The sequence below is a fragment of the Pseudoalteromonas sp. OF7H-1 genome (assembly GCF_022347825.1).
In the GTDB taxonomy this organism is placed as follows: Bacteria; Pseudomonadota; Gammaproteobacteria; order Enterobacterales; family Alteromonadaceae; genus Pseudoalteromonas; species Pseudoalteromonas maricaloris.
The window spans coordinates 40,990-62,461 of the sequence record NZ_JAKRFX010000008.1; the positions used below are offsets into that span (position 1 = coordinate 40,990).

The following is a 21,472-nucleotide window of genomic DNA, read 5'->3' on the forward strand; positions in this document are numbered from 1 at the left end:
TTATATCGGAGTAGTAAATCATGTCAGAAATTTTCGCCTATGCTATCGGGGTAATGTATACCCCTGGGCCTATCAACTTGCTTGGTCTACATAGTGGTCTAAACAAACAGACGCGTGTTCATCTCGGTTTTTTCGCCGGTGTTGGAATGGCAATGTTCATCTTGTTCGTTATCTTAGGGATTGTCGGGCTCAAGTTTATTAATCCACAGCTACTGCCTTTTATCAGCTTGGCTGGGTGCCTTTATATTCTATATATTGCTTGGAAAGTGGCACATGCTAACGTTGAGCTCTGTGATAAGCGAAGTGCGGCCAAATCGTTGAGCTTTCGAGACGGACTTTTCATGCAGCTACTCAACCCCAAAGCGCTAATCGCAACGTTGCCGGTTTCTACCATTCAGTTTCCAAGCGTTGGCATTACCGGCATTGCCGTTGTCATATGGTCAATGCTCCTTGCTGTACTTGCATTCGGAGCCCCCACTAGCTATTCGATAGTGGGTTCAATGATGGGTAAACAGATCTCCGATCCCAAGTATTTTAAAGCTTTTAACTTAGTAATGGCTGCGCTATTAGTCTACGTGTCTTTAAGCATTGGTTATGACCATGTCATAGTGCCTTGGATAGTAAAATAACAAATTAGCAGATAATGGCAGAGATAATTAAGGATAAAGGCTGACACCCACGACGAACTTCAACCGTTTTTGGCTGTATCTTTGAGGTGGGTGTCTTAATCTTCCTTTAATCTTCCCTCTATTCGTAATGATTATAACGGTCGCTATTATTACATGGTGCTTTGTGGCGTCTCTTTGAATGGAGTGCTATTCGATAACTCCTCAAGCTTGTCGTTAATTTCCTTGATTTGATGCCCATCACTTACTGACTTTTTAACTTCATTAAGCGCTATTTTATACGCCACATCTAAGGCGTTAGCCCGTGATGTTTCAATATGAGGTTTAACGCCAATCGATTCCCAATTTGTTTTCGTTTTCGGATTAATAGCCTTCGCTATAGGAATACCAGCTCTAAAACCGCTGCCTAGCTCATAAAACTGCCAAGGATTTGCTCCACCTTTCGTTGTTTCCCCCACTAAAGTTGCCCGTTCAAGGTGCTTTAAGTTATAAGCAAACTCTTCTGCCGCAGAGAACGTATCATTGCTCGTGAGTATGTATATGGGAGTGTCCAGATGAATTGAATCGCTAACATTATCAAAAGTACGGAATTCACGAGTAGAGTCAGTCGCTCGCCAATAAATGCTGTTTAAATGGGTATTTGGCTTTAAAAAATAACTACTAATAAACTGCACCATTTCAGCACTGCCGCCCCCGTTATTACGAAGGTCAAATATAAGAGCATCTACATTAGATACAAATCCCATTACACTTTCTGCTATGTTTCTTGAGTTTTTCGATAATTCATCAAACCCCCAAAAGTCAACATAACCTATATTGCCATCGAGTACTTCAACACGATTAAAGCCTGAATTTTTCCGACTTAATTTGGTAAACCAAGATTCACGCTTTGTTTTATTATTCTGGCTTTCATTTGGGTTTCGCCATTGCACAGTAAAGTGCTTGTCAAACTTTTGCAATTCTGCGGTTAGTAGCGAGGCAAATTGTTCTTGTGACTGACTATTAGTAAATGCAGGACTTGCTTTAAGCTCTGTAAGAGTGTCTGAAATTTTATCTATCTTTTTTACTTCAACATATTGTTGCTCAATGTTATTTGTAAGCGTATTCAATACATGAGTTTTATCAACATAACTGATGTCAGCATGTGCCAACGGGGACAAAATAACAAAGCCCCACGTTATAATGCCATTCCTAGATTTCATCTTTTTTCCTTTATTAGAGCAGATAATGGCTGACACCCACGACAAACTTTAACCGTTTTTTCTCTATCTTTGAGGTAGGTGTCTGAATCTTCTTTAGTCTACTATTGTTATTTTTTAGCGCGCTTGCACCCGATACCGAACCTTATTGCTCGTTCCAACATTATTCGTTAATTGTAATATGCCTTTTGTTATACCGGTTGGTATCGTAAATGTAAGGCTAGATGGTGTATGAGTTGAAGGAACAAGTGTTTTATTTCCCATTACGATACGGGTTTTATCATCAAACCCCACTCCCTTAAGCTCATATTGCTCGCCTTCTTGAACTTTGATTGAGGCATATCCAAATATTAACGGTGAGCCCGCTTTGTATGGGCTTAATCGCACTTCATTAGAACGCTTATTTCGAGTGTAAATAAATGCCTTATATTTACGAAATGGTAGATTGAGTTCAAAGATTAGCGCTGAATTAGTGTGCGATGTTGGCGTGATATTATAAATTTCTTCACCGTTATAGATAACTACTTTTGGGTTCTCCAGCCCGGCAAAGTCATCTCCAGAAAACACAACACTATCGCCGATACGATAAATTCGAGGCAATGAATAGCCATTGTAATAGCCAGCTTGAGAGGATATTTGTACACTCGGTGAATCACTTAATTTAAAGCCTCGCACTCGCTCATATGGCTCGGCGTCATAAATATCTAAAACTTTGTCGCCATCATTATCCAGATCAATAAAATCCTCAACCCCGTCTTTGTCAGAGTCTTCAGGCCATCCTTTCGTATTGAGTTTTTCGTCGGCATCCGCTATACCGTCATTATCAGAATCAAGATCCAAAAAGTTTAATTTATCATCTTGATCTGCATTTCCTGAGCCTTCGTGCTTATCACTAATGCCGTCGCCATCACTGTCTAAGTCCAATAAATTAATTACCCCGTTGTTGTCCTCATCGAGTGTAGTACCTTGCTTTACATAATACTCATAGAAGTCATGAACAGAGTCCCTATCGGTATCAATACGAGTTGGTTCCACACCAATTGCATATTCGGCATGATCATCAATACCATCGGTGTCATTATCTTTAAATACGTAAATTTCATAGGAATAGTCCGGCGCGCCACCCGACAAGTCATCAATGACGCTCAAATTGAATTTTCCATCATGGGGTATTTTAGTCAGGATATGCGCCATTTTGAGTGCGCTATGGGTATGGATCTGCGATGAGTTGATCACCAAACCACCTTGTTCAGAAAAATACACTTTGGGCTTAAAATTATCTGAGCTATAGATAATGCGAGCTGAGATATAGTCGCCCTTTTTTGCGCTAAACTGGTACAAATCACCATTATCACCCGCGTTTGAAATCACCCCCTTTACTTTAAACGGAAGTTGATGCGCAACTTTTACCGCATTGCTAGGGTTATCATTAGGTTCAATCTCGACGATTTCGGGATAACGAGCGCGTTGACCATCGAATGGAAACTCATCATGCTCGTCTAACACACCATCACCATCTTCATCTTTGTTTTGCCAAGTTCCCTTAGTTGGGTCAAGCGAGCCATTATGTGGAGTTGCAAACACAATGGTACTAACCAGTGCAAGTGCCAATAAAATGCATCGTGATATCATAAACAATCCTTATTAATGTTGTTTTTTAAATAATTTTTCACCCTGTAACCCGCTTCATAGTTGCGCTCTTTCACTAATTATTATGAATACATTACATTGGGTGTCTTCGTTACTTTTGCTCGGGGTCTCTTTGTTATTTTTGCTGCTTTCAGTACTCAACTCCCACCCCGCTCTACGCTAAAACTGACTTTTGCACCACTGTCTGGGTTATTGCCTAGTTTGAGTTGTCCACCGTGGTTTTCAATAATGATACGAGAGAGCATCAGGCCGATGCCGTTGCCATCAGCTTTGGTGGTGTAAAATGCTTCAGCAGCTTCGTTTAGGTTAGAGAAACCGGGGCCTGTGTCTGTGACCAAAAACACTAATTTGTCAGCATCTGCGGTGATGTTGAGTGTAACTTCTGGCGAAGGCGTGCACGCTTCTTGAGCATTATTAATGAGGTGGCAAAGCACCTGTTTGATTTGGCTCGTATCAAAAAAACCGAGCAGGTCGGCTGTGCTTTCTACCTTTAGTTGCGGGTAGATACTTTGTAGCTGAGCGCAAAACTCATTGAGCGCGACAATTTGCTTGTGCGCAGGAGGCAGTTTGGCAAGGGAGGCATAGTTGCCCATAAAAGATTTAAGGTAATTGGCGCGCTCGTTGATGAGTGACAGTCCACTGTTAAACCTTTCTATATCTAACTCACCGTTTAGACGCTTGGTAAGGCTGCGCGCTACTGTGCCTATCGGCGCTAAAGTGTTATTGATCTCGTGACTTAAAATACGAACAAAACGCTGTAAGGCGTCTTTTTCTTGTTGATATAAAATGCTATCGAGCTGTTTTAAAACCAGTAAAGTGTGAGGTTTATTGGCAATGTAGCAGCTGTCGTGTTCAAGTAAAAAAGCGTGCTCAGTCCCCTCTAGCATCACCGAAACCTTTCCTTGTTTTTGCTGAGCTTGTAATGACTGAAACCAGCACCAAGCATCGTCTTTGTAACAGTCAAAAAAGGTGCGCTCAGCGTAACTGTTGGCAAATGCAACGCTTTGGCTGTCAAACACGATAAGTGCACAATCAAGCTTTTCAATGATTTGTTTTAACAGGTCACTTTGCTCGACCAGCGCTCGCTGATCGGCTTGCATGGTTTGCGCAAGCGCATTTAAGTGCTCCACCGTTGAACGTAATTGTGCGTCTTTGCCGTGTACCGCTCTTAGGGCATAATCGCCTTGGCGAAGTGATATCAACAAGGTATCAATGAGATTAATGGTGTTTTGTCTAGTCGAACCATATTTATAAGCGAGCAAAGCAAAACATAGTGCAAATACTAAGTCTATCAACATAATAAGTGTTGCTGGATAGTCGTGCACAAGGAGTAAAACATTAGTAATTACAAGTAGTAATGCACTTAACAGCCAGTGTCCAAATCGATAAAACAAGTTTGCTTATCTCCTACTCATATTTGTCCATTTTGCGATACCACGCACTGCGCGATAGTCCCAAGCTCTTCGCCGCTTTTGATACGTTGCCACCGTGAAATTCCAGTCTTTTAAAGAGTGCTTGCTCAATAATTTCATCCAGCGTTAAATCATGATTTTCTGATGCGCTCGCAGTAGCAGTATTCATCGATTGCAACGCTGAGTACGGTGTAGTGTTGAGCGCCAAATCACTGGCAAATATCTGAGCATTTGAACAAGTAAACACCGCGCGCTCCATCATATGCTTAAGCTCTCTCACATTACCTGGAAAATCGTATACACTCAGTGCCTTAACAGCACAAGGCATAATGCTCGGTGTTGGCTTTTTGTAATCTTGACTAAAGCGCATTAAAAAGCGCTCAGCTAATGGCAAGATATCCTCTGCACACGCTCTTAAAGGCGGTATTTCTACTTCTACCGTATTTAATCGATAATATAAGTCTTGGCGAAACTGATTATTGGCAATCGCTTCATTGAGTTGGCAGTTAGTAGCAGAAATAATCCTCGCAGTATTGTCCAAGACTTTGTGACTGCCAACCGCCACGTACTTTCGCTCTTCTAACACTTGAAGCAATTTTGCTTGAGACTGCAAAGATAAATTGGCAATTTCATCTAAAAACAACGAGCCATCACTGGCGAGTGTAAATGCACCCACTCGATCTGCTTTCGCATCAGTAAATGCCCCCTTTTTATGGCCAAATAACTCAGAGTTAAATAGCTCGTCACTCACCGCCCCCATGTTAATTGAGATAAAACTGCCACGAGCACGGCTAGAGTGCTCGTGTACATACTGAGCGTAATAGCTCTTTCCTGTGCCATTTTCACCGGTCAGCAAGATGTTCATATCGCTTTGTGCCAGCTGGGTGAGCTGTGTCAGCACACGCTGCTTTTTCTCACTTTGCGTAACAAAATCTACCGTTTGATGGGGCTTTTTAAGGTGTTCGTTTTCAGCAGATAGCCGCGCTAAATGTTGTCTGTCAGCTCGCTTCTCGATTTGTACTTTGATGCTATGAGCAAGACGCTCATCATCCCATGGCTTTGCAATGAAATCGGCCGCTCCTTGCTTTAGGGCAGCTACGGCAAGGTCTAGCGTCGCCCAGCCTGTCATTACCACAATGGGTAGGAGCGGATCGATTTGAATGAGCTTAGCAATCGCCATCAGCCCTTCTTTGCCACTGGTAGTGTCTTGGGTAAAGTTCATATCCAATAGCACCAAGTCCACTTCCTGTGTACTGACATAATCAAATGCTGCCTCTGGTGTCACCACACCGTGACAAGCGTAGCCTTCATCCTCAAGTAAAAACTTCAGACTCGCTTGAATATCAAGCGAGTCGTCTACTATTAGCACCTTTTTCAAATTATTATTCCATTCTTAAGCTAACCGCAGGTTGGACTTTTATGCTGCGTTTCACCGGGATATAAAGCGCAAGGCATACCGCAGCAAATACCAGTAATAGAGTGATACTACCTGCACCAAACATAACACTAAACGGCACAATACCGCGGAAAAAGTCTACAGCAAGATAACATAAGATATAGAAAATTAATGCAGAAATAGTCAGTCCTGTAACGGTATGGGTTAGATTTTTCTTGATAAATAACAACATGATCTGACGATCTTTGGAGCCAAGCGCACGGCGAATGCCTATTTCATAGCTAGATTTGTTGATATTACTCAGGCCCATGGCATAAATACCAATTAAAGAAAGCGTCAAGGCAAATCCACCCACAATCAAAAACACATAAATGATACTGGTGAACGCCCCCATCATAGAGCGATGGTTGTCGTAGTGATCAAAAATATAGCTGGTTTCGAGCTTGCTTGAGAGCCTACCTAACACGCGATAGAAGGCTTCGTAACTTTGGCTTGGCGGCAACTCAGTAATGAACTTAACCGCCATTGCATTTTCCTTTGGCGCATATTGACGAAAACTAAAATAGACTTCATGACGACGATCGCTAGCAACAACGCTCATCTCATCCACTGCAATACCAACTATTTTAGCGCTTGGCCATTTTGCATCACGTAACATCAGTGAGCGCCCCAATACTTCCTCACTGCCAAACAGCGCGTGTGCGAGAGACTGGCTAATGATCACTACGGGCGCTGCTTCTGTGTTGTCTTGTGCCGTGAAGTTCCTACCACTTTGCAATTCGCGCTTAAAAAGATGAGATACCGCTTCAATATTTATGATTTTATCGGTATAAACTTCGCCCTCACTTGTTAGCACATCAAGCTCCATCTCTCGTTGATACACGCGCCCTTCTTTAAAGGCAGGATCCAATGTCATTCCCACGACCAATGCGCTTGCCATTTCGACCGCTTTATCACTCGAAAACTCGCTTTCAGTTTGAAATTGCAGCTCAGTTGAGTACACCCCTTTGAGGGTCTCGCCGTCAATATTTCCCGCCATAGAATACATCACATAGCCTATGGTGCTCGACGCCATCAGCATAAAGCTCACTAAGGTCACCTGCAAAGACAGTAGGCGTTTTGACATCAATCCCGCCTGTTTTCCGGTTGCACCACGCGTGCCGTCTCGCAGTACATCATTGATGTTAAAGTTAGCGGTTTTCACCGCAGGTAACAGCACTGCAATAGCAAATACCAAGCTTATCAGCAGTAGTGACACCAAGATGGTGACTGTATTTAGCTGCCAATACCACCAGTACGGCATTTTGCCACCAAACATCATATTCATAAAAAAGTTCAGCGCTCGCAAACCAAGATCCGTTAGCAATAGCGCCACCACCCAACTGCTAACGCAGTAGATCAAGCCCTCGCAAGCATGCTGCTGAACCACCCTTAATTTTTTCGCGCCAATCGCGGCGCGAATAGCCGACTCTTTTTGTCTCTCGATGATTTTGGCAAAAAGTAAGTTACCAATGTTGATTGAGGAAATAAGCAAAATAAGTACGATACCAGCCATAAACAGGGTAAATATAAATACCGCTTCACCGTCGGTGTTGTATTCCACCAAGGTCATAGATTCAACACGAACGGCTTTATCTACCTCGAGTGCTGACTGACTAACGCGTTGCTTTGCATAATCAGTGAAGAATAAGCTTAAACGCTGCTCAAGCCTTGCCTCTACTATCTCATTTGGCATCTTATAAATAATATCGATGGCATCAGCAGGTGCTGTGTTATTGCCTTTAAGAGGCAGCCAAAGTTTAGAAAATATCGGGAAGTTATTGTGTTTGGGCATCACACCAATTATCTCATAAGGCTTTTGGTCAACGACCATCGTGCGCCCTATGACGTCTTTGCTACCTTGAAATAGATGCAACCAGAGATAGTCTGAAATCACGACCACATTTTGGGCAGCTCCCACAAAATCCTCAGCAGTATAAAATCGCCCAAGTGCAGGTTTAATGTCCAGAAACTGAAAAAAGCGTTCATCAACATAGGAGCCTCGATAATGATTGCCTCGCTCAGCGTCACTTACCCAAACACTCGCTGGCGCAATATAAAGCCACTCCTCAAGTTGTTTAACTTCATCAAGTTCTCGTAGTTGTGGCAGCATGCTGTATTCAAAGCGATTATGCATGCTGATTGGGTTACGAACCTTAAAGATCCTGATTTCTGGGCTGCCACTACCCACTTGGCTATGTGAAAATGCCACCGTATAAATATAGTTAAAACCAATCAAAGATATGGTCAAACTGCCAACCATGATAAACATCATCAATAATGTAAACCGCATTGATTTGGCGATATTTCTCAGTGCGTAACGAAAGTCTAGAAGTAATCCCATACTAAGCTCCAACGACTTTGCTTGCGCGCTCAAGCTGCTTTTTGTCTCTTAAAATTGTGCCATCTAGCATAGAGATAACACGGCTAGCGTAAGTCGTAGATTCGATATCATGCGTTACCATACAAATCGTTTTGCCAGCAGCATGAAGCTCGCTTAACAACCCTAGCACTTGCTGGGCATTATTTGAGTCCAAGTTACCGGTCGGCTCATCGGCGAGGATGAGGTCTGGGGAGTTAATCAAGGCTCTTGCAACTGCAGCGCGCTGCTGCTGACCGCCTGAAAGCTGAGAAGGAAAATGATTGATGCGGTTTTCTAATCCCACCATCGCCAGCGCGTCTTTGGCTTTTTGCTCCATTTCTTTTTGGCTAATGCCGCCGATATAAGTCAGCGGTAACATGACATTTTCGAGCACGTTTAAATCACTGATAAGATTAAAGGCCTGAAAAATAAAACCGATATGATTAGCGCGAATATGAGCACGCTCGTCCGAGCTTAAATTAAATGCTTGGTTACCACTGATAAAGTACTCGCCGTTACTTGGTTCATCAATCAAGCCCAAAATTGACAGTAACGTTGACTTGCCGCACCCTGACGGTCCCGTGATAGCCACAAACTCGCCGGGCTCTACTACGAGATTAATGCCGTCTAGCGCTTGAGTTGCAATTTCGTCCGTCCGAAACCGCTTTTCGATATTATTAAGTTGAATGACTGAGTTCATAATGATGTCCTGTTAACGCACTAGCACTTGGCTATCTTGAGTATACTTTTCCATATCGGAAATAATGATAATTTGATTTTTATTAAGCCCTTCAAGCACTTCGATGTAGTTTACCGAACGCTGACCAAATTTAACCGTTTTTTTCGTGGCGAGATGCTCATCAACAACAAACACGCTCGCTTGATTATTTGCAACAGCATTGGCTGGCATTGCGACGAATATCGCCTCGGCCTTATGGCTCGTTACAATAACCCCTTCAATGTTGAGTTTATCTCTGGCTTCTCTTGGCAAAGTGCCTTCAATGCTCAGCTCTACCTCAACTTGGCTATTGGTGACTTTTGGGGAAACGCGTTTTACGATGGCGTTAAAACGCGAAGTGTAAGTATCGATTGTAGCCGACTGCCCAACTTGTACATGCGGCGCATCTAGTTCTGCGATGTTTATCTTAGCAACCAGCAAACGCGGATCTGCCACCTCTGCAACCGAGCTGGTATTAGACAATTGCATGCCCACTTCAATCAGCACATCCTGAATTTGTCCAGTAATTGGCGAGCGCACATCAAGTGCTGCAATATTCTCTTCAAGTAGCTTTATTTCGGAACGTAGACTTGCTTGCTCAGCCAGCTGTGCTTTGGCTTTTGCTTGTTGCACTTCTTGCTGAGTGGCAACCCTAGCTTGCTGTAACTCCACTTGCTTTTGACTACGCTGCATTGCAAACTCGCTGCGTTGATGATCAAGCATAGAGATAGTGCTATTGCCCTTTTCTATTAAGGTTTTTTGCGCCTGCCACTGAATTTTGTCGGCTTTATAAGCCAGCAAAGCATCATGATGTGCGGTGTGGGCCTCTTGCACTTTGGCCTTTAATTCTGCAAGTTCAGCCTCATGTTGTGCTGAAATTTTGGTAAGTTGGCTATGTTTTTGAATGAGCGCTTCGCGCAGTGATGGGTTTTCAAGCCGGGCAAGTAGCGTACCTTGAGTGACCATTTCACCCGGTTTAACCAACACTTCAACTACTTTTCCGCCACTACTACTGGTAACCAAATGGCGTTTTTCCAATGCAAGACTGCCAAGTCCCTTAACACTGAGTTCAAACTCGCCCTGTTGGACTTTAGCAACGATTAACTCTTCTTGGAAAACCACGTTTGATGCACTTTGGGTATATGCTTTGGCAAAAAACACCAAACCGACCACAAGTAGCACAATAACAAGCAATGCGAGCTTCTTAAGCGGCATGCGCTTTGTTTTCGCCAGTTTTATATCCATACTCTGTACTCCACTTTGAGAATACAGATGATGAATCAAATTTCAGGCCAAATATTTTTTATATTAAAATCAATACAATACAATAAATTTAAGTTCGTACTCGATAAAACATGTGTCGAAATCGAGACACTTACAACTTAATAACTGTGTCGAAAGCGAAACATTTGTATTTGCTGATAATCGTAGAGCGAAATTCCATATTTTTTTAATGGAAACATCACCGTAGTATTCAAGCCTGAACTCTGTACGTGCAACGCTGTTTGGTCGTCGCTCAATGTCAGCTCACGCACGCCGAGCCAGTTGCAAAAGGTTTCACCAGTGACAGGACCGCCAAAGGTAATACCTTGGTTATCAAACCGGACAAACTGTTGCTCCGCCACACCAATAATAATGCTATAAACCAATGCAATAACTGGCCCCATCCCCACGGCAGCCATCAGTTTTCCAGCACCATTAATGTTTGCTTGGAGTAAGTCTGGCAGGTAGACAAAACCAAGTGCAGTGGCTGGTAATAACACACTATTAAGCAGTATTACTTTGCGTAACTTGGCACTTCGACTTTTGCTTAGTTCTTTAAATTCAAGAATCATACGGTACTTCGCATACACTATAAAACTACGGATGCACTAAGTGCAATACGCTATGAGCTTCAAACCATGCAACCAATTCATTCTGATATTCCGTTGCGGGCTGTGCCAATTGAATACCGTAGCTAAATAAACGATAAGCAAGCACAGCATAAAATGCATCGACCATAGTTGGCTTTGCAAACATAAATGGGCAGTGAGCCGCAGCAAAAAGAGTCTCTACCCTTTTTAGCTCGCACTTTGCCGCATCCGACAAATTTATTGATGTATTTGGCGTGAAAGAAAAAGGTAATTCACAGCGTAGCGCTGTGAAGCCGGCGTGCATCTCAGCGACAAGACTACGTGCCTGTGCACGCTCATAAGGGTCTTGCGGTAGCAAACCGCCTTCACTAAGGTCGTTGAAGAACTCCGCAATCGCGAGTGAGTCAGCAATGACATGACCTTCCACGAGCAAAACTGGTACTTGTTTAGTCGGCGATACATTGGCCAACTTTGCTTTGTCATCACAAGAGGTCAAATCGATAAGTTCAATGTCTAACTTAATATCTAGGATAGACGCACATAACAGCGCTCTTAATGACCAAGTTGATTCGGTCCCAATTACCAATTTCATTTAATTTCCTTTATATTTTTGAGTATGTTGCTGTTTGCGCCTCGTGCAATGCGCTAAGACTTTGAGCTTTTCATCTTCGCTGTAACTTGTCCAGCCGGTGATTTCGTCCAACGTTCTAAAGCAGCCTAAGCACACATCTTTATCATCCAAACAACACTTTCTGATGCAAGGGGACTGGACTAAATTACAACTAGAGTGTGACATCGCTGCTCCTTCATACAGATTTACTCAAAATAGCTTGCCGGAAAACAAGACTCTCTCTTTTTGCCTTTAAAATGATGGCAGACCTCTCCAGTCTCAGTATTAATCAAAAAAGAGTGGTCAATACCCTTAAAGTAAAACCAAATAAATTCCATACCTTCCTCTGAAAAGTGTTGTTCAAAAGTCGGCTCATCAAAATGCGCCGCCAGCGCATCAATATCTGTTATTTCGTCGTAGCTAACGGCATAGACAGCTAAGCTCGTGAACGTGGCTAAAACAAAAAATACCTTAACTAGGCCAATATGCATCTTAATACCTATAGTCATTTTATTGGACGAAATACACCATCTTCATCAATCAATATACAAACTGGGCGGGGCTATCCCCACCACATACGCACTACCTGTTGCGCGTCGTTTAACTCAATATTGAGTCGCTGAGGTTGATGATCTTGGGTAAGCATATCTCCAGATTGGTACACTCTAACCACCTTACCAACGATTGTTTGTAGGGATTTTGAATAATCAATATCTTGCACCACTTTATCCTCATTTATGCTTGGAATTTAAAGCCAACGACGCACTCTCCTTTGATAGCGTAAATAGGCATCTCCAAAAGTTTGTTCCATCATCTTTTCTTCAAATTGAATGTACCATCTGTCGGCAATAAGTAAAAAAGCAATCACAAACAAAAATGACACGAATGCACCACCGATTAATACAGCATAGCCTAGTAATGCAATGACAAAGCCTAGGTACATGGGGTTGCGGGTATATTGAAATACCCCAGCCTCCACTAATTTATCAGGCTTATTGAAAGTCATAATATTGGTTTCTTCCTTTGCGAATAACTTGCTACCCGACTTGGCCAGTGCAAACCCCAAAGCAATCGGTACTAACCCTAACAGATTGAAAGGGTAATAAATAAAATGTGGTGCCGCAGTCAACCAACACACCACAGGCATCAATATGACAAATAAAAACAGTAAAATAGGAGGCAGTAACTTTTTCATGATGTTATTCCTTATCTGTAGGACAAAAATTAAAGATAAGGTAATGCGAATTTTGTTGCTGTGCCTTAACCTATGTTAAGCCAAGCTCTTTTCTGATTCTCGACAGTGATACATCCGTGATCCCGAGATACATCGCGATATGGCGCAATGCAACCGAGCGGCTTAATGGTTGATTTTCTGTGATAAAGCGTAAATACCTTTCCTTTGCACTTAACTGGAGTAACGCCGCTTCGCGTTTCTCTTTTTTAAGCACTAACTGCTCATAAATCTTGCGCACAAACCGCCCCCAGTTGAGGTTTTGCTCAGATACAGTGATTAAGTCAGCATAGCGAATTTCGGCAATCACACTGTCCGTTAGCGCTTGCGTTGAAAATGGACTCGGCTGCTCTTCTAGATAACAAGATAAACAAGAGAATGCCCCGCCCTTCTGTAGCAGAGATTTGTTCCGTTCATTGCCTTTTTCATCTAGGTAGAAATAACGTCCATATCCATCTAATAAGAAATAAACACTCGAGATTTTCTCACCCTGTTCGAATAGCATCGTATCGGCTGTGATATGACCGATTTTTATATACGGAGCCATAAACAGCCAATCCTCGAGTGAAAACTCCACTAACCGCCCATATACAGCTAACCATTTTTGATAATTTTCATTACTTGATTTAGACATTAATGTAAGTGCTTTTCGAATAGTAACAGGATTTTATTGTCGTATGGCATCATATCGAACTGCTGATATCCAAGCTTTTGGTATATGTGCTGCGCTCGCGTATTATCTGCAAAAACATCTAGCCAAATGCGCGTTATACGCAACTCCTTTAACACATATTTTTCCATCTGTTTTATCGCTTCTTGCCCTATTCCCAATCCCTTTTTAGCAACCACAATCCGGCGAAATTCAACACTTTTCAGTTCTGGTTCAACGGCTAAAATAATAAAGCCAGCTATTTCACTACCTGAGTAGATCGTTAAGTAGCGTAAATTGGTATCAGCGAACTGAGATTGGTGTGTCGAAAGCGGGCTGCTTATTATAAATTGGCTATTATCTGCTGCACTTTCCATAGTAACAAACCTGCTAAGGTGTACGCCTTCGCTTGGTGTGAGTCTGAGCATATAGTTCCTTACATTTAATGTTTGTTTTTCCCTGCTTTAGGGTCAATTAATTTGATTCTCAAATCACGAGGCGCTATTGAGCGTAATTGTTTTACTCAATGCATTATTACTAGGACCTGAGTTAGAACTGACTCACATTTAACCCAGTCTTTATAACTTTTAAAAGTAAATCCTTCTTACCGTCTCGTTTTTCTTCACCTGAGAAAGTCCTCACAAGCCTTTAGGTGAACTACAAGACTCTATTCATTTGAGCGGAGCTTTATTGACTTGATACACCTAACGTGAACGAAAGTATATCCAAACCAAAAACACGTAGGCCACAACAATCAAAATTTTACTCTTGGCAAGAGTGAATAGCTATATCACCGAAAGTCCTTAAAAACATGAGTAAAATTAACCTTTTTTTAAAGATAACCATCAAATAAATCCCATTTTAAGTAACAAAAAGTTGAAATACCACCCAGAAAGGAACTATATTTGTTCAAATCCTGAACTAGGATGTAAACAAAAACAATTAAAAACCATAACAAATATGATGGGGAAATCCGATGTCAACTCTAAATAAGTCAGCACTCGCAATCGCCGTAGTGACCGCTTTATCTTCTTATACCGTTACCGCTGCGACGTACAATCAATATAATTTTGAAAACAAACCTCCTTTACAAAGCCAATATCCCGATTTTAAAAACAAACAGGCGAGAAAATCGACTCACAACGTCGTTACGTGGTTAGTTAAATTACACACACCTTCTATTGCAGAACAGAGCCTTGCTGGTATTAACTTCAAAAATGCAACATCAAGTATTCAGCAAGCTCAACAAAGCGTAGAAGCTGCTATCGCTAACACTAGCCCAACACTGCAAGTTGTAGCTAAAACGTCTAAGCTATCTAATGCAATTATCGTCAATGGCGAAGAAGCTGAAGTTAACAAACTACTACACAATCCATTAGTACATTCTGTGTTACCTGTATTTGATTATAAATTGAATGTGGCTGACAGTGCCGACTACATAAAGGCAACGCCTTTAGTTTCTACTGGTGAAGTTACAGGTGAAGGAGTTCGTGTTGCGGTACTTGATACGGGTATTGATTACACCCACCAAGCGTTTGGTGGCGCTGGCACAGTTGAAGCGTATGAAGCGGCTGCAAGCAACCCTGCCGATACGCCGGCTTGGCCACAAGGCTTAGTATTAGGTGGATATGACTTTATCAACAACGATCCAGATCCAATTGATGCAGGTACTAACCACGGTACACACGTCTCTCATTCAGTAACAGGTATCGCACCAAACGTTGAATTATTTGTTTACTCCGTCTGTGCAGAAACTTGCCCTGGCTTGGCTCAACTTTTAGCGTTGGAATCTGCAATGGATCCCAATGGGGACGGTGATATTTCTGACAGAGTAGATGTTGTTAATATGTCACTAGGCGGAGACTTCGGCGATAATCGAGCAGGTGCGGTTCAAGAACTTATCGATAAAGCCGTGATGCTAGGTACTAACGTTGTTATCTCAGCAGGTAATGATGGCCCTACACCATTTATTGTTGGTGGCCCAAGTACAACAGATAATGCACTTTCTGTTGGTGCTATGGAGCACTCTGTCATAAAAGGTCAGCACATTTTAGCAACCTTGATGGGCGAAACGACTGAAGCAGGTGCGGCAAGTTTTAACCCTGAGGGCTTTGAAGAGTTTGAATTTAGTAGCGACACAACCCCGCTAGCATTTGTTGAGACTGAAAAGAACGACCGCGGAGATGCAACATCTATTGCTTGTGATCCTTTTGCAGATGAGGTCGACTTTACGGGAAAAGCAGTCCTCGTTGACCGCGGTGCATGTAACTTCACCCAAAAAGTGCTAAACGCCCAAGCGAAGGGCGCTAAATTAGTTATGATTGCCAATAATGTTGAAGGTGGTGGTCCAACAGAGCCTGGAGGCAGTGCTCCAGGTATTGAGATCCCAACAATTGGTTTGAGCTACAGCCAAGGTAAAGCACTTAAACAACAGTTATTGGCTGGAAACAATGTTGCCTATAATGTGAGTGCCACAATCATTCTAAAAGAAGGCATGATAGCATCATTCACCTCTCGCGGACCTTCTATCAGCGGAAGGTTAAAACCTGAAATCACAGCGCCAGGAGTTAGCATTATGACTGCACATCCAGGCCTTGGTGATGGACTTACTCCAGCAAGTGGAACTTCATTCTCTGGCCCTATTACAGCTGGAGCCATGAGTATGCTTAAAGAAGCACTACCCAATCGCAATGGTTTTGAGCTAAAAGCAACATTAATGAACGCGGCTAACTTAGATGTTACCATGGAGCCTCGCTCGCAAAACCCAAATGCTGCGCTTGCGCCAATCAGCTTTATCGGCTCAGGTCTTGTGGATGTCGAAAAAGCGGCAAACCTTCCGGTTGCAGCATGGGCTGAAGATACGATGCAAGCAGCGCTATCCTTTGGCTTGATTTCATTATCTGAAACTTCATCTATCACCAAAAAGGTCGTCGTTAAAAACTTCTCGAATCAAGAGCAGACCTATACACTTGCATATGAGCAGCGATTTGCTGACGACGCTGAGCGCGGTGCACTTAGTATGGCTTTCCCAGAGTCGATCACCGTACCTGCAGGACAAACCATTTCGTTTGACGTCACGGCAACTATAGATCCAACTAAACTGCCGGAATGGACATTAACTTCTGCCAACATGGCATTCTTGGATGCAACACACGACCTTACAACGTTGGAGCTTGATGGTGCATTGAACTTTATGTCTGGCGGTGAAAAAGCACTACACTTAGTCTATCACGTACTGCCAAAAGCGGCCGCTAACGCGGAAGTTATGCCTGTCGTTGATGACAAAGGTGCAAGACAGGTGTTAACGAACACTGGTGCGGCAACACTAGAGCCATTTTTTACTCCAACGGTTGCAAAAGATAAAGCAGGTGATAGCGAGCGTTTAGATCTAGTGGGTGCGTCAGTGGAAACACTTTCAGTTCCAACTAGCGTCTGTGATACCGGTTACATGCTATTCACTACCATGGTTACTAATCAACCTATTATCCACACTTATCAAGGTGGCTTTATGGCTGATTTCGATTTGCCAGCTGAAGGTGGGACATCGCCAGATGGCACTTATGATGTAACTGTTCAAAACGGCAAACTAGAATGGTTTGGTAATTACTTGTCAGGAAGCGCCATCTCATTTACTCATGGTTATGGCTCAGGAAGCGGTTTTATTACTAATATTAATTTTGCATCAGGTAATAATTTCGTCACCATGAGCAGTTGTGCCGACGCATTTGGACTTACAGCCGAGCAAGTAGCTACTGGCGTTGAGGCCAACATTCGTTTCCGCACAGAGGAAGAAACATGGATGCCCATTCCTTCTAACTCATTAGATGAAGCTTTCGCGAATAGCTTCATGATAAAAGCGCCAGCAATGGAAGTGGCAATGACTCAAGCTGAAGGTTTGGCGATGCTCGTTGATGATGCTGGTAATGAAGTAACTAAATTAGAACCAGGTGAATCGGCAACACTGATGTATTCTGGTAGTGACTTTATTATGCTCTCAAGCAACGGAGCTACACCGCTTGTCGCATCACCAACGCAAGATGCTGATGTAGCACCAATGATCCCCGCTGATCAAACATTTAGCGTAGAAGAGAATACAGCATCAAGTACGGTAATTGGCCAAGTAGCCGTTGAATATGCGTCAACACTTGCAAGCCCTGTGTCAGAATTTATAGTATTAAGCTCTAACAGTAGTGCTGTCACGGTTAATGCTTCAGGTCAGGTTGTGGTGGCAAATAGCGAGCAACTCGACTTTGATGCGGGTCTTAACAGTGTCATGCTCCAGTTAGTTGCGGTAGATACCTCTGGAAACATATCTGAAAGCGCACAAATCATGGTTAATGTAACCAATTTGATGGATGAGCCAACAGAGCAGCCTGTTCCGACCATCGCTGCAGAGCAAACATTTAGTGTTGCAGAAAATACCGCTAATGACACGGTAATAGGTAAGATTGAAGCAAGCTTCTCAAACCCAGCAGGTAGTTTCTCATTGTTAGAGTCTTCATCCGAAGCGGTAACAGTAACTGCTGAAGGTAATATCGTTGTAGCCGATACCAGTTTACTGGATTTTGAGTCTGGACTTACTTCAATAGAGCTAACAGTCAAAGCGACTGACAGTGCTGGACTTGAGTCTGAATCGGCGATGATAACGGTTACAGTAACCGATGTCGACGACACAACGGCTACGCCAGATCCAACACCTACGCCGACACCATCAAAATCTTCAAGTGGTTCACTATTTTGGTTACTACTAGCTGCACCACTTGTACTGCTACGTAGAAGAAAATAACACCCTACTTTTTATAATTAAGTAATGAAATGGCGAGCATTGTGCTCGCCATTTTTATTTACTCTCATCTTATTCATTGTTTCGGATCAAATTGCTCCTAGTTATAGCTGCTAAGCTACTATCGACTCAATCAAGGAGCAAAAAGATGAAAGCAGCGTTAGTGCACCAATTTAAACAACCGTTAGAAATTCAAGAAATTGAAAAACCGCAACTTACTCAAGGATCGGTCATCGTTGAAATAGCCGCCTGTGGAGTTTGTCACACCGACTTACACGCCTGTCATGGTGACTGGCCAGTTAAGCCTAAATTGCCACTAGTGCCTGGTCACGAAGGTGTGGGGACAGTTATCGCAAAAGCTGACGATGTTAAACATCTAGCCGTTGGTGATAGAGTGGGTGTACCTTGGCTTCATAGCGCCTGCGGTCATTGTGAACACTGCCTAAAAGGCGACGAAAACTTATGCCCAGAGCAGTTAAATAGCGGCTATTCCGTCGACGGCGGATACGCACAGTACTGTAAAGCCGATGCCAACTACGTGGTAAAAATCCCCGAAGGCTTGTCATTTGTCGATGCCGCACCTCTATTCTGCGCGGGCGTCACCACCTATAAAGCACTAAAAGTATCGAAAGCCAAACCCGGTGAATGGGTTGCCATTATTGGTGTAGGGGGCCTTGGTCACTTAGCAGTGCAATACGCCAAAGCAATGGGGCTGAATGTAGTTGCGGTTGACACTGGCGAATCAAAGTTAGCACTGGCAAAAGATCTTGGCGCCGATTTATGTATCGACTTTAAGCAGAGCGATCCCGCAGAGTTGATGCAAAATAAGCTAGGTGGAGTCCAAGCCGTAGTTTGTACCGCGGTCTCAAAGCCTGCCTTTACGACATCATTTAACAGCGTGAAGCGCGGCGGTACTTGTGTGCTCGTTGGCTTACCACCTGAAGAAATGCCTATTCCTATATTTGATACCGTTCTTAAAGGTATTAGTGTTGTTGGCAGTATCGTTGGTACCCGTCAAGACCTCACTGAATGCTTACAGTTTGCCGCTGAGGGCAAGGTAAAGGCCATTATTGAAACCAAACCACTTGAGCAAATCAACGATATATTTGACGATATGCTCAATAGCGACATTAACGGCAGGATCGTGCTTACTTTCGACTAGACCCATCGAGCAGCCAAATACTTGTTATCCATTTGGCTGCTTTCTCACTTCGGCAAAGTAACAAAAGCCGAGAACGACCAACCAGAACGTGGGATGACAACGGCCAGAGAACAAATTGTTATTCCGAGCTTAGGTTAACTATACTTTGTGTATTCGAGTCTTAACAACGTTGAATACATGGCAGCCAGTCAAAGCAACATACTTCATCCAAGTCAGTCATTTAGCTTTAAGTACTTCTACCATATATCAGCGCTCTCCATGCTGCTTTTTTTTCTTTCTGTGGTGTTCACATTTTTGGCATTCGTCAATAAGGAAGCGCAAGAGCAAGAAATAGAAAGAAATTTTAATCTTGTTCGTTTATCCCAAGAGTTGAGACTCAGCTCAGATCAACTCACCATGATGGCTCGGGCTTATGCCGCCACGGGCAACCCCAAATTTAAGCAATTTTTTGATGAGATCTTAACGATCCGTAACGGCACTTCCCCCCGCCCTAAGCATTTGCACCGCGTCTATTGGGACATGTTGCTGGTCAAAGAGGGTCAAGCACCATTTGAAAAAGAAGCACCAAAAGCGCTACTGACATTATTATTAGAAAATGGGGTTTCTACGGATGAATTAACTATGTTGCGAAATGCAGAGGATAAAAGTGAAGCACTCGTGTCACTTGAGCGTGAAGCCTTTAAACTCGTGACAGCAGGGAAAAATCAACAGGCCCTCAAGATTTTGTACAGCGAGGCTTACCTCCAAAGTAAAGTACAAATAATGACACACATCAATGCCTTTTTAGAACGCAGAGAACAGGATTTCAGCTCACTCCTTGCAAGCAGCAATAAAAAGGTAAAGTCCTATTATGGTGCCGCGTTTGTTTGTTTTATCTTGCTATTACTTAGTCTCATCGCGTTGTACAACTCTCGTTCTGCCATCCGTAAAAGTATTATTGATTATCTAAATACGGAGGTAAAAAGCCAAACTGAAGAGTTAATAGAAAAAAACAAAGCACTTAATCACGCGATCAGCGAACTCAGTGAGACTCAAAAACGCCTGATAAACGCCGAAAAGTCAGCAACGCTGGTGCGATTGATCCCAGGACTTGCCCATGAAATTAACACGCCGATTGGCGTCGCCATGACCGCTTCCAGTAACCAACTATTGCTTGTCGAAGGAGTAAGACAAAGGGTAAATAAAAATGAAATCGCCAAGTCTGCTTTATTGCATTCGATAGAAAATATTGAAAGCTGTGCCAAACTCGTCGTCAATAGTACCGAGCGGATCACAGGTATTATCGACAAGCTCAAAATCATCACCAATACTGGATTTGAAGGAGAAGTAAAGCCTATTTACTTACAGCCACTTATCACACGATGTGTGAGTGAGCTTGCCAATCAACACCCACATATTGATATTACCTTAGATATTCCCGAGGCACTTGCTATCACCGCGCCTGAAAGGTTGTTACAGCAGGTTTTCCAACCTGTAATAGAAAATGCGTTTTACCACGCCTTTGCTGATAACTCAATGCAAAGCCCATGTGTGATTATATCAGCTCAAGCCTCAAAACTTGGATATACGATTAAAGTCACGGACAACGGCAGCGGTATTCCATATGAAATCAAAGATAAAGTATTTGATCCTTTTGTTGTCGGTAATCGCACCCAAAAAGGCTTGGGTTTAGGGCTAAGCGTTGCGCTCGCTATTGTCACTCAGTACTTTAATGGCGTAATTGAGTGTGAAACAGAATCTAATTCCGGAACATGCATCATTATCAAGTTGCCGAGCTAGTCG

Annotated in this window: 19 protein-coding genes; 4 read left to right on the plus strand and 15 right to left on the minus strand. The window is 42.9% G+C overall.

Going from position 1 to position 21,472, the window contains the following annotated elements; genetic code table 11:
* Window positions 1–20 precede the first annotated feature (20 nt).
* Window positions 21–629 carry a LysE family transporter gene (locus tag MHN30_RS11470; protein ID WP_102058354.1) on the plus strand — a complete coding sequence of 203 codons (609 nt, stop codon included), beginning with the start codon at window positions 21–23 and terminating at the stop codon, window positions 627–629.
* A gap of 149 nt (window positions 630–778) precedes the next feature.
* Here MHN30_RS11470 and MHN30_RS11475 read toward each other — a convergent pair whose 3' ends face one another.
* From MHN30_RS11475 to MHN30_RS11545, 15 genes are all read right to left on the minus strand, one after another.
* Complete coding sequence (locus tag MHN30_RS11475; protein ID WP_239359683.1) at window positions 779–1,864, minus strand: S41 family peptidase; 1,086 nt, start codon at window positions 1,862–1,864, stop codon at window positions 779–781.
* 78 nt (window positions 1,865–1,942) lie between these two features.
* Window positions 1,943–3,457, minus strand: coding sequence for an MSCRAMM family adhesin SdrC (locus MHN30_RS11480; protein ID WP_239359685.1), 1,515 nt, complete (start codon window positions 3,455–3,457; stop codon window positions 1,943–1,945).
* 155 nt (window positions 3,458–3,612) lie between these two features.
* The gene (locus MHN30_RS11485) at window positions 3,613–4,869 is read right to left on the minus strand and encodes an ATP-binding protein (RefSeq protein ID WP_239359687.1); all 1,257 of its coding nucleotides are present in this window, start codon (window positions 4,867–4,869) and stop codon (window positions 3,613–3,615) included.
* Between the two features lie 13 nt (window positions 4,870–4,882).
* Entirely contained in the window at window positions 4,883–6,265 is a 1,383-nt protein-coding gene (locus MHN30_RS11490; RefSeq protein ID WP_239359689.1) for a sigma-54 dependent transcriptional regulator, read from the minus strand.
* A 4-nt stretch (window positions 6,266–6,269) separates the two neighbouring features.
* Window positions 6,270–8,666 (minus strand): ABC transporter permease, encoded by a 2,397-nt coding sequence (locus MHN30_RS11495; protein WP_239359691.1) that lies wholly within the window; start codon window positions 8,664–8,666, stop codon window positions 6,270–6,272.
* A gap of 1 nt (window position 8,667) precedes the next feature.
* Window positions 8,668–9,384 (minus strand): ABC transporter ATP-binding protein, encoded by a 717-nt coding sequence (locus MHN30_RS11500; RefSeq protein WP_239359692.1) that lies wholly within the window; start codon window positions 9,382–9,384, stop codon window positions 8,668–8,670.
* A 12-nt stretch (window positions 9,385–9,396) separates the two neighbouring features.
* Window positions 9,397–10,647, minus strand: coding sequence for an HlyD family efflux transporter periplasmic adaptor subunit (locus tag MHN30_RS11505; protein WP_130165770.1), 1,251 nt, complete (start codon window positions 10,645–10,647; stop codon window positions 9,397–9,399).
* A gap of 137 nt (window positions 10,648–10,784) precedes the next feature.
* Window positions 10,785–11,237 (minus strand): hypothetical protein, encoded by a 453-nt coding sequence (locus MHN30_RS11510; RefSeq protein ID WP_130165769.1) that lies wholly within the window; start codon window positions 11,235–11,237, stop codon window positions 10,785–10,787.
* 25 nt (window positions 11,238–11,262) lie between these two features.
* Window positions 11,263–11,847, minus strand: a complete 585-nt coding sequence (locus MHN30_RS11515; protein ID WP_130165768.1) for a glutathione S-transferase N-terminal domain-containing protein — start codon at window positions 11,845–11,847, stop codon at window positions 11,263–11,265.
* On the minus strand, window positions 11,848–12,051 hold the full coding sequence (locus tag MHN30_RS11520) for a DUF1289 domain-containing protein (protein WP_130127601.1): 204 nt from the start codon (window positions 12,049–12,051) through the stop codon (window positions 11,848–11,850).
* 20 nt (window positions 12,052–12,071) lie between these two features.
* Entirely contained in the window at window positions 12,072–12,356 is a 285-nt protein-coding gene (locus MHN30_RS11525) for a hypothetical protein (RefSeq protein WP_130165767.1), read from the minus strand.
* A 71-nt stretch (window positions 12,357–12,427) separates the two neighbouring features.
* Window positions 12,428–12,586, minus strand: a complete 159-nt coding sequence (locus MHN30_RS11530; protein WP_239359693.1) for an I78 family peptidase inhibitor — start codon at window positions 12,584–12,586, stop codon at window positions 12,428–12,430.
* Window positions 12,587–12,613: 27 nt separating this feature from the next.
* Window positions 12,614–13,060: an isoprenylcysteine carboxylmethyltransferase family protein gene (locus tag MHN30_RS11535; RefSeq protein ID WP_130165766.1), complete on the minus strand. Its 447-nt coding sequence runs from the start codon at window positions 13,058–13,060 to the stop codon at window positions 12,614–12,616.
* 70 nt (window positions 13,061–13,130) lie between these two features.
* A complete protein-coding gene (locus MHN30_RS11540) occupies window positions 13,131–13,730 on the minus strand; it encodes a Crp/Fnr family transcriptional regulator (RefSeq protein WP_239359694.1) in 600 nt (199 codons plus the stop codon).
* Window positions 13,730–14,173, minus strand: coding sequence for a GNAT family N-acetyltransferase (locus MHN30_RS11545; RefSeq protein WP_239359695.1), 444 nt, complete (start codon window positions 14,171–14,173; stop codon window positions 13,730–13,732). The genes MHN30_RS11540 and MHN30_RS11545 overlap by 1 nt, the downstream gene beginning before the upstream one ends.
* Before the next feature lie 548 nt (window positions 14,174–14,721).
* Here MHN30_RS11545 and MHN30_RS11550 point away from each other — a divergent pair.
* The 3 genes from MHN30_RS11550 (at window position 14,722) to MHN30_RS11560 (ending at window position 21,469) form a co-directional block, all read left to right on the plus strand.
* Window positions 14,722–18,531, plus strand: a complete 3,810-nt coding sequence (locus MHN30_RS11550; protein ID WP_222244276.1) for a S8 family serine peptidase — start codon at window positions 14,722–14,724, stop codon at window positions 18,529–18,531.
* Window positions 18,532–18,676: 145 nt separating this feature from the next.
* Complete coding sequence (gene adhP / locus MHN30_RS11555; RefSeq protein ID WP_239359696.1) at window positions 18,677–19,690, plus strand: alcohol dehydrogenase AdhP; 1,014 nt, start codon at window positions 18,677–18,679, stop codon at window positions 19,688–19,690.
* A 177-nt stretch (window positions 19,691–19,867) separates the two neighbouring features.
* The gene (locus tag MHN30_RS11560) at window positions 19,868–21,469 is read left to right on the plus strand and encodes a HAMP domain-containing sensor histidine kinase (RefSeq protein ID WP_239359697.1); all 1,602 of its coding nucleotides are present in this window, start codon (window positions 19,868–19,870) and stop codon (window positions 21,467–21,469) included.
* Window positions 21,470–21,472 lie beyond the last annotated feature (3 nt).

Bases quoted from the DNA above. Each gene is read 5' to 3' on its own strand.
- MHN30_RS11470 (WP_102058354.1), top strand. From the start codon at position 21: ATGTCAGAAATTTTCGCCTATGCTATCGGGGTAATGTATACCCCTGGG.
- MHN30_RS11480 (WP_239359685.1), bottom strand. From the start codon at position 3,457: ATGATATCACGATGCATTTTATTGGCACTTGCACTGGTTAGTACCATT.
- MHN30_RS11510 (WP_130165769.1), bottom strand. From the start codon at position 11,237: ATGATTCTTGAATTTAAAGAACTAAGCAAAAGTCGAAGTGCCAAGTTA.
- MHN30_RS11560 (WP_239359697.1), top strand. From the start codon at position 19,868: ATGGCAGCCAGTCAAAGCAACATACTTCATCCAAGTCAGTCATTTAGC.
- MHN30_RS11540 (WP_239359694.1), bottom strand. From the start codon at position 13,730: ATGTCTAAATCAAGTAATGAAAATTATCAAAAATGGTTAGCTGTATAT.
- MHN30_RS11550 (WP_222244276.1), top strand. From the start codon at position 14,722: ATGTCAACTCTAAATAAGTCAGCACTCGCAATCGCCGTAGTGACCGCT.
- MHN30_RS11500 (WP_239359692.1), bottom strand. From the start codon at position 9,384: ATGAACTCAGTCATTCAACTTAATAATATCGAAAAGCGGTTTCGGACG.
- MHN30_RS11505 (WP_130165770.1), bottom strand. From the start codon at position 10,647: ATGGATATAAAACTGGCGAAAACAAAGCGCATGCCGCTTAAGAAGCTC.
- MHN30_RS11525 (WP_130165767.1), bottom strand. From the start codon at position 12,356: ATGCATATTGGCCTAGTTAAGGTATTTTTTGTTTTAGCCACGTTCACG.
- MHN30_RS11515 (WP_130165768.1), bottom strand. From the start codon at position 11,847: ATGAAATTGGTAATTGGGACCGAATCAACTTGGTCATTAAGAGCGCTG.
- adhP (WP_239359696.1), top strand. From the start codon at position 18,677: ATGAAAGCAGCGTTAGTGCACCAATTTAAACAACCGTTAGAAATTCAA.
- MHN30_RS11520 (WP_130127601.1), bottom strand. From the start codon at position 12,051: ATGTCACACTCTAGTTGTAATTTAGTCCAGTCCCCTTGCATCAGAAAG.
- MHN30_RS11495 (WP_239359691.1), bottom strand. From the start codon at position 8,666: ATGGGATTACTTCTAGACTTTCGTTACGCACTGAGAAATATCGCCAAA.
- MHN30_RS11545 (WP_239359695.1), bottom strand. From the start codon at position 14,173: ATGCTCAGACTCACACCAAGCGAAGGCGTACACCTTAGCAGGTTTGTT.
- MHN30_RS11535 (WP_130165766.1), bottom strand. From the start codon at position 13,060: ATGAAAAAGTTACTGCCTCCTATTTTACTGTTTTTATTTGTCATATTG.